We start from the raw sequence: 13,238 nt of genomic DNA, 5'->3' as shown, positions 1-13,238 counted from the left end.
GATCCTGCACGCCGACGAGCAGTGCTACGCGGAAACCGGCCACGAACTGCTGGCCGTCCTGCTGCGCCGCTACCCCGCCGGGCTCGGCGACGCGGCTGGGGCCCGCCCTCCTCGCTTGTGTTCTGTCGTCAGCCCGCAGTGATGCCGGTCCACTCCTGCGCCAGCACCGAGTACAGGACGCTGTCCCGCCAGGCTCCGTTGGTGAAGACGTGGTCGCGCAGCACTCCCTCCCGGGCGAATCCGAGGTTCTCGATCAGCCTGATTGAGGCCGCGTTGTCGGGCCCGATCGCGGCACTGACCCGGTGGAGACCCAGCTCCTCGAACGCGAACTGGACCATCGTCCTCGCAGCGTCGGTGGCGAGCCCGCGGCCCCAGCTGTCGGCCGCCACCGCATAGCCGAGCTTGCCGGCCTGCACGCCGGACAGCCCCACCCGGACGAACCCCACGAGCCGGTCGGAGTCCAACGGCGTGATGGCCAGGTAGTACTCGTTGCGATGGCTCTGCTGCGCCCTTTCGACGGCGCTGTCGATCATCGCCTGAACCTGCTCGGGTGAACGGCTGTCGAAGGACAGCCACTTGGTCACCCGGTCGTCACCCATGACCTGGAGGGCATCAGCGGCGTCATCGTGCCGGAACTCCCGCAGCACGGTGCGGGCTCCGGTCAGGCGTACTGGGTGGGACACGGCCTCTCCTCCAGGATCAGCGCGGCAGCGCCTTCAGCGGCGTGCGCACGAACATCTCGATCTCCTCCAGCAGATCTTGCCCGGAAGGAGCAAGTGGGGAGGCGACCAGGGCTCGGTGGACCTTCATCGTGCAGGCCACGATCCCGTTGATGCGCTGGGCCGGAGGCAGGTCGAGGACAGGTGCGACAGCCTCCCGGGCGCCGTCCAGCTCCCCGGCCGCGAGACGCGAGATGGCGAGCGCGGCGTGGCTGCCGGCCTGGTCGCCGAATGCCCAGTCCGGGTGGGTGCTGTCGGCATACGCCTCGACGGCTTGTGCCGAGTAGTCCTGGGCCGAGGAGGCCTCGGACTTCAATACCGAGAGCGCATCGGCGGCGTAGTAGAGCTGGCGGGAGCGGCTGAAGACCGCGAGACCGCCGAGTTCGTCCAGCTCGTCAGGGTTGACCGTGTCCCAGGCGGCCTCGGCTCGGCGGATGGCCTCGCGGGTCTTCTCGGCGTTGCCGACGGCGGCCCAGGCGCGCGCCTCGCTGGCCGGGAGCCAGACGCTGGTGGTGTTGCCGCTGAGGGCGGCCAGCTCCCCGCCCGACTGGGCGTAGCGGATGGACTCGTGGGGGCGGCCGGCCCAGTAGGCCACCAGCGACTGGATCCCGCGGATCCACGCCTTTAGGCCGTGGTGGCCGGCATGCTCCGCACACATGTAGGCGGTTCGGGCCTGGGTCATGGCGGCGCTCGGGTCGGCCAGGTCGTGGCTCGCCTTGGCGAGCAGGCCGCCGGTGACGCCGGCCAGGAAGTAGAGCTGCCTGCTCTGGTTGGGGGCGGTGCGCCGCTCCAGCAGCCCGTAGATGTTCTCCTGGGTCGTGACCATGTTGCCCAGCAGCTCGGACAGGGGTCGCTGGGGGTAGTCGAGGGTCAGTTGGCGTACGTCGTCGTACACCAGGTCCATCGCTTCGTCGGTGAGGTTTTCCTGCCCGGTGAGCAGGGCGAACTGACGTGCCCGCTGAGCCGCCATGGCGATCAGCTCCTGTTCCGTGTCCTGGCTGTCGTGGGCGATGACCAGGCCCGTCGATCCGCTGACCACGGTGGGGTGCCACGGGCTCAGCAGTTCCGCGATGGGGACCTTGAACATCGCCTGGAGTACCCGGCGCGTCACCTGGGTTGTCCCGGCTCGGTCGCCGGCCGCGAGCCGCCGCAGATGGCGGGGGCTCATGGTCGCGCTCTCCCTCAGCTTCTTGGCGAGGTCGTTGAAGTCGTCGCAGACCTCGTCGTAGGTCTGGGGAAGTTCCCAGAGCATCTTCTCCAGCATGGTGCGCGGCTCACGGCCGTCGGCTTTGCCAGCCACGGCGCCTCCCCCACGGTGTTTTTGCTGCTCATATGGCCAGTGTTGCCGCCGCCGGACCTGCTGCGAAGTGCTGGTCCTGCACTGGTCCGGTTGCGGTCCGTCAATGGTCCCTCGCGAACCATGGTTTGGTCACGGCCAGTGCCTGAATGATCGTCAGTGTGATGAAGCGAGGGAAGCAGCAGACGGCAGCGAGAGACCCGAGTAGCCCAGAAATGTAGCGTGACTAGTTGCGTGGACGGTATGCGTCTCTGTAGTGTGATGTCTGCGCTGCTACGTAGCCCGCTACGGTAGCGCTGCTACTTGGCGTTCGATCCCAGAGGAGAAGCAGCAGATGATCAGCGATCGGATCGGAGAGTTCGCTTCGGCGAATCCCTGGCCGACGGCCGTGGTCGGGGGAGTGCTGGGCCTGACGATGCTTGGCGCTGCCGGCTACTACGGCACCAAGGCCGTCAAGCTCATCAACGAGCGCCGCAAGGAGGGGCGGCTGAGCCCGGCCCAGGTCATGACGACCCTGGCCGCGCTGGCCGCGACCGCGGTGGGCGCGAACACCGCGTGGAGGTTCGCCAGCTCGCACCTGCACATCAGCGACACCGTCGAGCGTGCGGCGCTGTTCCTCACCGGCGAGATGATCCTGTTCGCGCTGGCGCTGGCGGCCCGCCAGAACCTCAACAACAAGGACATGAACCGCACCGGCTGGCCGGGGACCGCGGTCTGGGTGCTCTCCTGCTTCCTGGCGGTGCCGGCCTGGGCGGAGTCGGTCGACGCGCACGGCAACGTGAGCGCGGCCGGGGCGCTGTGGCGGATCGTGCTTGGCCCGATCGGCGCGGCGGCCATGTGGCACCTGGCGATGGGCATCGAGCTGCGGCACGCCAAGCCCGGCGCGGAGAACAACAGCTTCGTCGCGCAGCTGGTGCGCCGTCTCCAGCAGTGGCTGCTGGCCTTCTTCGGGATCGTCCGTGCCGACCAGGACGCGGAGGACATCGCCCGTGAGCGGGCCCGCACCAAGGCCGCGAACCTGATCGACCGCTACAACGCCCTGTCGCCCAGGGCACGCAAGGGCTGGAGGGGCCGCCGGCTCATGGCCAGGCTCCGCAAGCAGCTGCGCACCGCGCAGGTGTCGAGGAGCGAGGAAGCGAAGGCCGAGCTGATGGCGGACCTGGCGGTCTCCGCGCACGCCCCGTCGCTGGCAGCCCTGGTCCACCCCACGCCGTGGGAGAGCGCCCCGCAGGTCGTCGCGGCGGTCGAGCGGCCCGCCCTGCCGGCGGCGAATCCCCTCCCCGCGTCGAGCGCATCCGAGCCGTCCCGTGACTCCGTGATCCCGGAACTCCAGGAACCGGCAGTCCCCGGACCCCGGGATACCGAGACCGAGGAGGGCCCGGACGACGACGGCCCGGACGGCCCTGGCGGCGGCGCCCCCGACCCGGTGGACGGCGCGGTCCAGGATCTCCTCCAGCAGCTGGAGGCGGACCTGACCACCGTCGAGCCGGCCGCCGAGGAGCAGCAGCCGCAGCTGGACCTGATCCACGTGAAGGCGCTCGCCGAGGCCCGGTTCGACACCGACCGGATCCGCTACGCGATCGGTGTGCTGAACACCTACCAGCAGCCGGTGCTGAACGGCTGGCTTCAGCAGCACGGCTACACCGTCAACCGGGGCTCGATCGACAAGGTCAGCAAGAAGCACGCCGAGCAGCAGCGCCAGAGCAACATCGTCCCGCTGCGCCGCAGCACCGGTACCACCGATTGAAGGACACGTGCAGCAGTCGATGAGTCGACCGACAGGTACCGACAAGTCGACAGCCGCGAAGGGCAGCGCTGCGGGGCGCTGCGCCAGCAGGAGGGTGCAGAACCCCGCAGCCCCCGGGCCCCGCCCGGGACGCGAAAAGTCAGCACAATCCCAGATCAGGGCCCGGCGGCCGGAGCGCTGCCGGACGTGAGGAACAGCGCGGAATCGAAGTGAATCAAGGGATGAAGCAGCACCATCCGGCGGGCTCTCAGCCTGGCAGCAACGTGCCCGCCGGACGGCAGCGGCTTCTCCGAAGCGGAAGGGAACCGCGATGCACATCATCGCAGCACCGCCGGAGCGGGGCGGCAGCGCCCGGCACCGGAAGCAGCAGGAACGGCAGCACGGCAGCAGCAACCGCAGCAGCGCGAAGGGGGTGTGAGCAGCGTGGAGGTCTGGCCGATCGGAGCGGCTCTGCTGCTCGTGCTGCTCTTCGTGCCCCGCCGGGGCTCGGGCTCGATGCGCCGGCTGTCGAAGATGCTGGCGAGCCAGCAGCAGCCGCTGGCCGCGGCGGAGGCGCCGGATTGGATGCCCAACGCTTGGTCGACGGCGAAGCGGGCGCACTGGATGACCCTGGTCCCGCGCTCGGTGAAGATCCTGGCCCTGGTCCTGCTGGTGGCCGCGGCCGGCGCCGGGGTGTGGGCCTGGTACCACTACCAGACCGAGCTGATCGCCGGTCTGACCCTGGTCCTGGCGCTGGCCGTCGTCATCTGGCGGCGGGGCCGGGCCCGGCGGGTGCACCGCCAGCTGGTGGTCCGCCCGTTCTACGCCGCCTACAAGAAGATTTTCCGAGAGGACATCCCGCAGGCGGACGAGGCCAAGAAGTGGGTCGACATCCCGGTCCACGTGATGGGTTCGGTCGGGGACACCCGCAGGACCCTGCGGGAGCGGCTGCCGGAGCAGCTGGCGGCCCGGATGGACACCTGGCGGTGGGTGGAGTGGCTGCGCGCCACCCGGGAGAACGTGATGCGCCGGCCGCTGGAGGGGTACGACGCGGTGCGGGCCTTCAAGCCCGTGGCGTGGTGGCTGGAGCGCCGGGCGGCGGCGGTGGAGGACGCGAAGGTGGTCCTCAAGTTCCCGCCGGAGGCCGAGCTGAGCGACGGGGAGCAGCTGCGGGTGACCAACCTGGTCAACCGGCGCATCCCCGGCGAGTGGGAGGCGAGCTGGAACCACCAGAGCTTCAAGGTGGAGTTCAAGCACCCGCCGCGCCCGCCGCAGAAGGTGCTGTTTTCCGAGGTCAGGGACCTGATCGACGCTCTTCCGGCCTCGCAGGTGCTGATCGGCCTGGGCACGCGCAACGAGAAGATCGTCATCGACTTCGACGACGAGACTCCGCACGTGGGCCTGTCGATCGGGACCGGTGGCGGCAAGTCGGCGACGCTGCGGAACATCATCGTGCAGCAGATCCGCAAGGGCGCGGAGAAGGTCATCATCATCGACCCGAAGCTGATTTCCCAGGACTGCCTGGACGGGATTCCCGAGGTCGAGATCTACACCGAGATCGGCGAGCAGTGGGAGGCCATCGCGAAATTCGCGCTGGAGATGGAGCGGCGCTACCAGATTAAGAAGGCGGACAAGTCGGCGACTTTCCCGCGCTGGTTCCTCATCATGGAGGAGCAGAACGACTTCGCGGAGGAGTCCTACCAGACCTGGGCCGATGTGAAGGGGAAGGGCGACCCGGCCCGGCCGCCGGTCTTCGGTCAGGTCGCGAAGACCCTGTTCAAGGGCCGCCAGGCCAACATGAACGTGATTTCGGTCTACCAGCGGCTGACCGCGCGGGCTGCGGGCGGCACGGAATTGCGTGACCAGTACGGCGCGAAGATTCTGGCGCGTTTCTCGCCGCAGGCGTGGAATTCGCTGGTCGCGACGACGCCGCGCCCGAAGTCGAGCCGTCACAACGGCCGGGCGATCGTCGTGATCGGCGGCTCGGAGCGGACCTGCCAGATGGTGTTCGTGGGCGAGGACGAGGCCCGCGAGTACGCGCTCAACGGCCGCCAGCCGGTCCGGCCGGCCGCCTACGTGCCGATCGCGGAGCGTGAGATCGCGGAGATGTCCCTGCTGGAGACGGTGGAGGACATTCCCGGGATCTATGTGGGGAGTGTCCATGGACAGTCCATGGACGAAACGGGACGTAACGGGGCAGACAAGACTGTCACTGACGGTGATGTCCACCTGGCAAAGGTGGTCCCGCTCGTCAAGCAGGCGGCCCTGGAGGAGCCCGAGGCGATCGTCGGTCTCGACGCCGCGGCGGCCCACCTCGGCTACGAGGGGCCCAACGGCAAGGCGGCCTTCGTGAAGGCCCGCCAGCGCAACCCGATCCCGGGCGAATTCCGGGTCGGAGCGTCCCCGGCCTGGCGTCCGATCGACCTCGCCAAGTGGGCCGCGAAGCGCCCCCGGGCGGGTGTGAAGGAACTCGCCAAGTAGGCGGATGAAACACCGGGTCGGCGGCCCAGAAAGAGAAACAACCGGGCCGCCGACCCTCATCTGAGAAAGAACCGGAAATATCGCCAGGGGATATCTCTGTCCCAAAATCCCAGAATTCGGGGGAAAAGAAAATGGCAACGGTCTCGATCGTGATAATCCTCGCCCTGCTCGCCGCCGCCGCCGTCAAGTTCGGCGGGATGAAGATCTGGCAGCTGATTCTGGGCGTCGCCCTCGGATACGTCCTCGCCGGAACCGCGGCGGGCCCGTGGATCGGCAACTTCATCCAGGGCTTCTTCAACTGGGTCGGCCACTTCAAGTTCTGATCGGCCGCCCCCGCCGATACCCAGGGAAATCACGCCCCGGGTTTCGGCGAGGACGGCCGGCCACCGGCCGGTCGCCCGACCCCAACCAACCCCGCACCACAGGACAAGGGAGCACCCCGATGAGCCACGAGCCCGAGCACTACACCGCCGGTGAGATCGCCCGCTCCGCCGGACTGGTCGGCCTGGCGGTCGTCGCCCACCTGACCGGCGTCGGCAAGGGCGCCGTCGAGCGGCGCATCGACCGCCTCCAGGCAGGCGCCCTGGAGCGCGAGGCGATCGAGGCGGAGCTGGCCGCCAAGGAGAAGAAGGCGGCCTGGGACGCCAAGGTCGCCCAGGCCAAGCGCCGCTGAGTCGGCCCGAGCACCAGAAAGGAGGAGCTGGCCATGTGGTGGAACGTCACCTTCGAGCACCGCCGCACCGAGCAGGGCGGCGAGGAGGTCCGCGGCGAGCAGCTGTTCGTCGTCCAGGCCCCGCTGGCCCGCGACGCGAGGACCGAGGCGCTGATCGAAGCGCACTCGATGCACGCGGTCCGCTCCCGGCGCGGCGCCCGCATCACGCCGGACCCGATCAGCGTCGAGGCCCGGCACTGCACCTGACCGCGCCCCGGGGCGGGCGTCACAGGCCGCAAAACCAGCCGCCCGCCCCGGGCCCAACTCCCCGACGCCGAGCAAGCCCGACTCGAAGAGAGGCCCCCATCATGACGGACAGCACCCTCCCGGGTCAGCACCGGGACGCCACCTGGTACGCGACCCGGTACGCGCCGGGCCTGACCACCAGCACGATCCTGATTGCCGCCCGCGTCTGGTCCGAGCAGGGCGCCCGCCACAGCTTCGGCGACGCCGTGCTGATGGGCGCCCTCGCCCTCGGCGCCGCGGCGGCCGGCACGGTCAGCGCCAAGTACGTCAACGGCTCCGACCTGCTCACCACCACCTGCTACGCGGCGGCCGGCGCGGCGGCGGTGTGCGGGGTGGCCGCGTACTCCGACGGCCTGGCCCTGCCGATCCTGCTGTGGCTGCTGGCGACCGCCGCCGTGTACGCGCTGGCGGCCCGCTACTGGCGCGAGGACCGCCGGACGGCGACCGCGCACGCCAACGACATCGAGGTGCGGCAGCTGGAGCGCACCGCGGACCTGCGGATCGCCGGGATCGAGTCGAACGCCCGGGTGGAGGTCGCCCGCGAGGCCACCGCCTACGCCTCCGCGCTGGCCGAGGCGATCTGGCACCGCCAGCAGCTCGGCACGGGCACGAACCTGCCGCAGCTGGACACCGACGCTCTGTTCAAGGCCGGCCTGCCGGAACTGCCCGCCGTCGCCGAGGCCCGCACCCTGCTGCGCGACCTGGACACCAAGACCCGCTGAACGACGCGGGGCGCGCCCCATCGCCTGGACAGCACGGGCGCGCCCCACTCAACTCCCGAAGGAGCACACCCGAGATGACCACACTCTTCGAGCGGCCCGCAACTCCCGCCGCCCAGCTCGACCTCGGCGACGCGGCGGACAACCTGGTCGCCGCCTACACCGGGGCCCTCGCCGACATCGCCGCCCTGATCCGCAGCCAGACCCGGCTGTCGGACGACCTGCACACCGCTCAACTCGGCCGGGTGGCCGCCGAGCGCCGGGAGGCGGCGCTGGCCGCCGAGTACGGCGCCGCCGTGCTGGAGCGGGACGCCGCCCGCGACCAGGCGGACCGGATGCGCGAGCAGCTGGCCGACCTCCTCCCCGCGTCGCCGGTCGGCGTCGACCTGGAGGAGATCCGCACGATCCTCGCCCGCGCCCACCGGCCGCTCCAGGAGGAGGAGTCGGCGCAGGACGACCGGGCCGCCCTCGCCTGGGCCGTCACCGCGCTGCTGCCGCTTGCCGAGGCCCTGCTGGAGCCGCGCCCCGGCACCGAGGCCGCCCTTCGCACTTGGGCCCGCGCCGAGCGCGCCCTGTTTGCCCAGCAGCAGGACTACCGGATCACCGGCGACGACCGGGACCACTGGGAGGTGACCCGGTGACCGCGCTCCAGCCCTGGGACAGGGCCCGCACCGCCGCCGACCTCGGCGCGCTCACCGCGCAGTGGCTGCGGGGCCGCATCGCCTCCCGCCCCGGCTACCAGCCCGGGTGGGGCCCCTCCGAGGAGACCACCACCAGCCCGCGGCTGATGGCCGCCCTGCTGCTGGCCAACGGCGCCGGGTTCGTCACCACCGCCTCGCAGCCCGGCTTCGCCGGCCTGCTCCGCGAGAGCCACCTGTGGAGCCAGCGCCCGGCGGTCACCGGCTGGGTCACCGACGAGGCGGTGCTGGAGCGCCTGTGCGCCGCGGCGAACGCCCACGCCCTCCTGCTGAGCGTCTACCACCCGGCCGGCCCGTCGCTGCGGCACGACGGCATCCCCGTCACCACCCGCGACTCCAGGCCCGTCACCTGGTTCGGCCGCCCCCACGACCCCTCCCGCGAGTGGAACGGCGCCGGGGAGGCGGCCGTGCGGCAGATGCGCGGCGCCTGGCAGGTCACCCTCGTCGACCCCGACGCAGAGGACCGCCCGCTGCTCTGGGACGCCCTCACCGGTGCCCTGTCCACGAACCCCGTCGGGGACCGTCACGAGGCCGGCCTCCTGACCGCCCGGCAGGTGACCCGATGACCGCCCTCGACCTCGTGGCCGGACCCGAGCGCGCCGCCGCCCACATCGCCGCTCTCGCTGAGCGCCTGGTCCGCGTCGACCACCTGCCCGCCGACGTCGCCCTGCGCGTGGCGTGCGAGCGGGTCGCCGACGGTGAGGCCCTGGCCCTGGCCGCCCCCGGCCAGACCTGGAGCCTGCGCCCCGGCGTGGACCCGGACGAGGCCCCGGCCCTGCGGCTGCTGGTGCTGGAGCGCCACGCCTGCCCGCCGCGCGTGGCGGTGGAGGACGAGATCGGCTTCCGCGAGGTCCTGCCGATCACCGCCCTGTCCGACCTGTACGAGCTGACCGCCTGGGGGGCGTGAGGTGTTCACCTACATCGACTTCTTCTGCGGCGCCGGCGGCTCCTCGGCCGGGGCCGAGCGGGTGCTGGGCGTGCGCCCGGTGCTGGCCGCCAACCACTGGGACAAGGCGATCGCCTCCCACTCCGCGAACTTTCCCGACGCGGACCACTTCCTGGGCGACCTGCACGACGCCGACGTCGCCAAGTTCCCCGCCGCCGACCTGTTCTGGGCCAGCCCGGAGTGCCCGAAGTGGAGCAACGCCCGCGGCAAGAAGCGCGACTTCGACAAGCAGCCTGACCTGTTCGGCGACACCCTCCCCGACGAGGCCACCGACCGCTCCCGCGCCCTGATGTGGGACGTGCCCCGCTACCTGGAGGCGATGGCCGGCCGCGGCAAGCCGGTCCTGGCCGGAGTCGTGGAGAACGTCATCGACGTCCGCGCCTGGGACCTCTGGTCGGCGTTCGTCCAGGAGGTCCGCCAGGTCGGCCCCGGCTACCGCACGCGGCTGATCGCCCTCAACTCCATGCACGCCCGCCCCGCCACCACCCCGGTCGCCCCGCAGTCCCGTGACCGCCTCTACCTCGCCTACTGGCGCGCCGACCTTGGCCGCACCCCGGACTGGGACAAGTGGCTGCGCCCCCAGGCCTGGTGCGCCGCCTGCGACCAGTGGGTTCGCGCGGTGCAGGTTTTCAAGAAGCCGGGCGCCGACATGGGCCGCTACCGCCAGCAGTACGTCTACCGCTGCCCGCGGGTGACGTGCCGCAACGCCATCGTGGAGCCGCCCGTCGTCCCGGCCGCCAGCATCATCGACTGGTCGCTGACCGGGCGCCGGATCGGCGACGGCAAGCCCACCAAGACCTTCACCCCCTACGCCGCAGCCACCCGCGAACGGATCCAGGCCGGGATCCGCAAGTTCGGCACGCCCCTGCTGGCGCCGGCCGGGGGCACCTGGCGCACCGAGGCCATGCCGGTCACCGCTCCGGCCCCCACCCGCACCACTCGCGAGAACGACGGCCTCGCGATCCCGCCGCTGCTGGTGCCTACCGAGGGCCGCGATGGCAAGGCCGCTGGCCACGTCGGGGAGCCGATGCGTACCCAGACCGCCCGCAACGAGACCGGCCTGGCGTGGCTGCCGTTCATCACCGAACTGCGCGGCGGCTCCTCGGATGCCCGCCCGGTCCTGAACGCGCTGGCCACGGTCACCGCCTCCGGCAACCACCACGGCCTGACCCTCCCTCCCGCGTCCACCGCAGTCGACTGGTCGGCGCTGCTCACCCCGTACTACGGCAACGGCACCGCCCGCCCGGTCGGCGAACCGGTCGGCACCCTGACCACCCGCGACCGCTACGCCCTCGCCGCGGGCGGCCACGCCGAGGCGGACGTGGACGAGGTGCTGTTCCGGATGCTGGAGCCGCACGAGATCGGCGCCGCCATGACCTTCCACCGCGACTACGTGGTGATCGGCAACAAGCGCGAGAAGGTCCGGCAGTTCGGTAACGCGGTGACCTCCAACGTCGCCGAACTCCTCGTCTCCGCCCTGGTGGAGGCCATCACCGGTCAGGAGCTGGCCACGGGGTGGACCTCATGACCGCCCGCACCGCCCCGCTCGCGGACACCGGCCTGTGGCAGGCCGTCATGGCCGCCGCCTCCGGTCGCTGCCAGTGCCGCGGCACCTGCGGCAAGACCCACAAGGCCGACGGCGGACGCTGCCCCCGCGAACACCGCCCCGGCGCCGAACTCCTCGCCGCCCCCGCCGAACCCGCCCAGCTGCTCTGGCCCGCCCACCAGGCCGCCGCCCTGCCCAAGCAGGCCCTCACCGCCTGGTGCGCCCCCTGCCACGACGCCTCCCGCAGCCGGGCCCGCCGCGCCGCCGAGGCCGACACCCCGCCCGCCGAGCCCGACGCCCTGTTCTGAATCGGAGGAGACAACCGTGTCCATCGTCATCAACGACCTGCCGCGCCTCATCGCCCAGCTCGCCCCGCACATCGGCACCGACGACACCCTCCCCGTCCTCACCGGCATCCACCTGGCCCTCACCGGCGGCCAGCTCGTCGCCGCGGCCACCGACCGCTACACCTTCGCCGTCACCCGCCGCCCGGCCGAGGAGACCGGCGAGAGCGCCGACTGGCAGGCGCTGCTGGACCGCAGTGACCTGAAGGCCCTGCGCGCCCTGATCCCTGCCCGCAGCGCCGGTCACGGCCTGCGCCTGACCTACGAGGCGCCCACCGGGCCCGACCCGGACGGCGGGCTGCTGTTCGCCCTGGAGGGCCGGACCCTGCGCCTGTCCGCGAACGCGACGCTCGCCGCGAAGTTCCCGAAGTGGCAGCCGGTCTTCGCCACCGCGCTGGAGGCCGAACCGAAGCTCACCAGCACGGCCTGCTTCAACCCCGCCTACCTCGCGCGCTGGCAGAAGGCCGCCGACCGCTACACCCCCGTCACCCTGTGGTCCGCCGGGCCGGACAAGCCGCTCGTTGTCGCCGTCGGCGCCGACTTCCTCGGCCTCCAGATGCCCGTGCGCATCGACCTGCGCCCCGACGCCGGCGCCCCGTTCGGCGACCGCACCCAGATCCGCGCCGACTGGGCGCACCTGCTCAACCCCACCACCGGCACCCCGAGCCTGCGGGCGGCCTGACCCACCACCTGGCCCGGCCCGGCCGAGCGCCGGGCCGGGCCCCACCTCCGGAAGGAGAACCAGCGATGCCCACGATCTACCGCCCCGCCGCCCGCACCCGCCACTACGTCTCCACCACCCGCACCGCCGCCCGCACCGGCGGCCAGCTGGTCGACCACATCGCCGTCGAGCGGGCCATCAACGGCGAGCCCGTCACCGGCCTGAACGAGGCCGAGCAGCACCTGGCCGCCGTCCACATGCTCCGCCTGGACGTGCCGATGGCCGAGATCGCCCGCCGCGTCGGCGCCGAGACCAAGCAGGTCGTCCGCTGGCGCGACCAGCAGGACACCCCGAAGAACCACCGCGGCCACGCCACCGGTCGCACTAACGCCCGTACCCACACCGCCCGCTGAAACTGAGGAACCGACCCGCGATGACCGGCACCAACCCCCTCCCCGCGTCCCAGATCTCCGGCGACCCGTACGCGCCGATCCCGCTCGGCGACACCCCCGAGGCCGGGCAGGCCGTCGAGTGGGACTTCACCCGCGACCCGCACTTCCTCGTCGCCTCCCTCGCCGGCCGCGCCGCCACCGGCGTCACCGGCCTGATCACCACCACCCTTGCGGCGCGGGGCCTGCGGGTCGACGTCATCGACCCCAGGTCCCAGAGCCTGCCCACGGGCCTGGCGGCCGAGTTCCTGCACACCGACCCAGAGGCGATCCACGCCGCCATCAAGGACTTCGCCGCCGAGATGCAGGCCGCCTACGAGGCCAACTCCGTCTACCTCACCAACCGCCGCTTCCTCGTCGTGGAGAACGCCCACGCCCTCGCCGCCGAGCACCGCGACACCTTCCGACTGCTGCGCGAGATCTCCATCCTCGGCTGGGCCACCGGCCACCACCTGGTCCTCGCCTACCCCGCCCGCCAGATCCCCGGCCTGCACCAGGGCGACCTCGCCGTGGAGGAGTTCGCCCGCCTCGCCCTCACCGGCGGCCTGTTCGACACCCGCCGGCCCCTCGCCGAGACCGCCGCCGCCCCCGGCCGGGCGCTGGGCTGGATCGAGGACACCGCCGGCACCCGCCCCCTCACCCTCCACCTGCCCACCCGCGGCTAACCCATCGCCCGCCCGCCGCAATCCGCGGC

The 13,238-nt window shown here is 71.8% G+C and carries 16 protein-coding genes; 14 read left to right on the top strand and 2 right to left on the bottom strand.

The genetic code is table 11. From position 1 onward, the window contains the following. Positions 1-128: 128 nt before the first annotated feature. Entirely contained in the window at positions 129-683 is a 555-nt protein-coding gene (locus ABZ885_RS25295) for a GNAT family protein (protein ID WP_360192835.1), read from the bottom strand. Positions 684-699: 16 nt separating this feature from the next. After that, positions 700-2,019 (bottom strand): hypothetical protein, encoded by a 1,320-nt coding sequence (locus ABZ885_RS25290; protein ID WP_360192833.1) that lies wholly within the window; start codon positions 2,017-2,019, stop codon positions 700-702. A 331-nt stretch (positions 2,020-2,350) separates the two neighbouring features. On the opposite strand from ABZ885_RS25290, the gene ABZ885_RS25285 reads away from it, so the two are divergent. The 14 genes from ABZ885_RS25285 to ABZ885_RS25220 all read left to right on the top strand — a co-directional run bounded on the left by ABZ885_RS25285 (position 2,351) and on the right by ABZ885_RS25220 (position 13,209). Further along, positions 2,351-3,763 (top strand): hypothetical protein, encoded by a 1,413-nt coding sequence (locus ABZ885_RS25285; protein ID WP_360192830.1) that lies wholly within the window; start codon positions 2,351-2,353, stop codon positions 3,761-3,763. A 414-nt stretch (positions 3,764-4,177) separates the two neighbouring features. Beyond that, positions 4,178-6,223: a hypothetical protein gene (locus ABZ885_RS25280; protein WP_360192827.1), complete on the top strand. Its 2,046-nt coding sequence runs from the start codon at positions 4,178-4,180 to the stop codon at positions 6,221-6,223. Between the two features lie 131 nt (positions 6,224-6,354). Then, a complete protein-coding gene (locus ABZ885_RS25275; protein ID WP_360192825.1) occupies positions 6,355-6,546 on the top strand; it encodes a hypothetical protein in 192 nt (63 codons plus the stop codon). 119 nt (positions 6,547-6,665) lie between these two features. Then, the gene (locus tag ABZ885_RS25270) at positions 6,666-6,896 is read left to right on the top strand and encodes a hypothetical protein (RefSeq protein ID WP_360192823.1); all 231 of its coding nucleotides are present in this window, start codon (positions 6,666-6,668) and stop codon (positions 6,894-6,896) included. Between the two features lie 33 nt (positions 6,897-6,929). Beyond that, positions 6,930-7,142, top strand: a complete 213-nt coding sequence (locus ABZ885_RS25265) for a hypothetical protein (protein WP_360192820.1) — start codon at positions 6,930-6,932, stop codon at positions 7,140-7,142. 101 nt (positions 7,143-7,243) lie between these two features. Beyond that, entirely contained in the window at positions 7,244-7,903 is a 660-nt protein-coding gene (locus ABZ885_RS25260; RefSeq protein WP_360192818.1) for a hypothetical protein, read from the top strand. A 74-nt stretch (positions 7,904-7,977) separates the two neighbouring features. Next, complete coding sequence (locus ABZ885_RS25255) at positions 7,978-8,541, top strand: hypothetical protein (RefSeq protein ID WP_360192815.1); 564 nt, start codon at positions 7,978-7,980, stop codon at positions 8,539-8,541. Beyond that, positions 8,538-9,164 carry a hypothetical protein gene (locus ABZ885_RS25250; RefSeq protein ID WP_360192812.1) on the top strand — a complete coding sequence of 209 codons (627 nt, stop codon included), beginning with the start codon at positions 8,538-8,540 and terminating at the stop codon, positions 9,162-9,164. Before ABZ885_RS25255 ends, ABZ885_RS25250 begins: the two co-directional genes overlap by 4 nt. Next, the gene (locus ABZ885_RS25245) at positions 9,161-9,505 is read left to right on the top strand and encodes a hypothetical protein (protein ID WP_360192809.1); all 345 of its coding nucleotides are present in this window, start codon (positions 9,161-9,163) and stop codon (positions 9,503-9,505) included. The genes ABZ885_RS25250 and ABZ885_RS25245 overlap by 4 nt, the downstream gene beginning before the upstream one ends. Position 9,506: 1 nt before the next feature. Beyond that, entirely contained in the window at positions 9,507-11,072 is a 1,566-nt protein-coding gene (locus ABZ885_RS25240; protein WP_360192806.1) for a DNA cytosine methyltransferase, read from the top strand. Next, on the top strand, positions 11,069-11,398 hold the full coding sequence (locus tag ABZ885_RS25235) for a hypothetical protein (protein ID WP_360192803.1): 330 nt from the start codon (positions 11,069-11,071) through the stop codon (positions 11,396-11,398). The genes ABZ885_RS25240 and ABZ885_RS25235 overlap by 4 nt, the downstream gene beginning before the upstream one ends. 16 nt (positions 11,399-11,414) lie before the next feature. Then, positions 11,415-12,116: a hypothetical protein gene (locus ABZ885_RS25230; RefSeq protein ID WP_360192801.1), complete on the top strand. Its 702-nt coding sequence runs from the start codon at positions 11,415-11,417 to the stop codon at positions 12,114-12,116. A gap of 65 nt (positions 12,117-12,181) precedes the next feature. Next, positions 12,182-12,508 (top strand): hypothetical protein, encoded by a 327-nt coding sequence (locus tag ABZ885_RS25225; RefSeq protein ID WP_360192798.1) that lies wholly within the window; start codon positions 12,182-12,184, stop codon positions 12,506-12,508. A gap of 20 nt (positions 12,509-12,528) precedes the next feature. Beyond that, a complete protein-coding gene (locus ABZ885_RS25220) occupies positions 12,529-13,209 on the top strand; it encodes a hypothetical protein (RefSeq protein ID WP_360192795.1) in 681 nt (226 codons plus the stop codon). Positions 13,210-13,238 lie beyond the last annotated feature (29 nt).

Origin of the sequence: Kitasatospora sp. NPDC047058 (assembly GCF_040643935.1) — a bacterium.
GTDB lineage: Bacteria > Actinomycetota > Actinomycetes > Streptomycetales > Streptomycetaceae > Kitasatospora.
The sequence above is the reverse complement of the archived record's forward strand: the minus strand, read 5'-3'. Positions and strand labels throughout refer to the sequence as shown.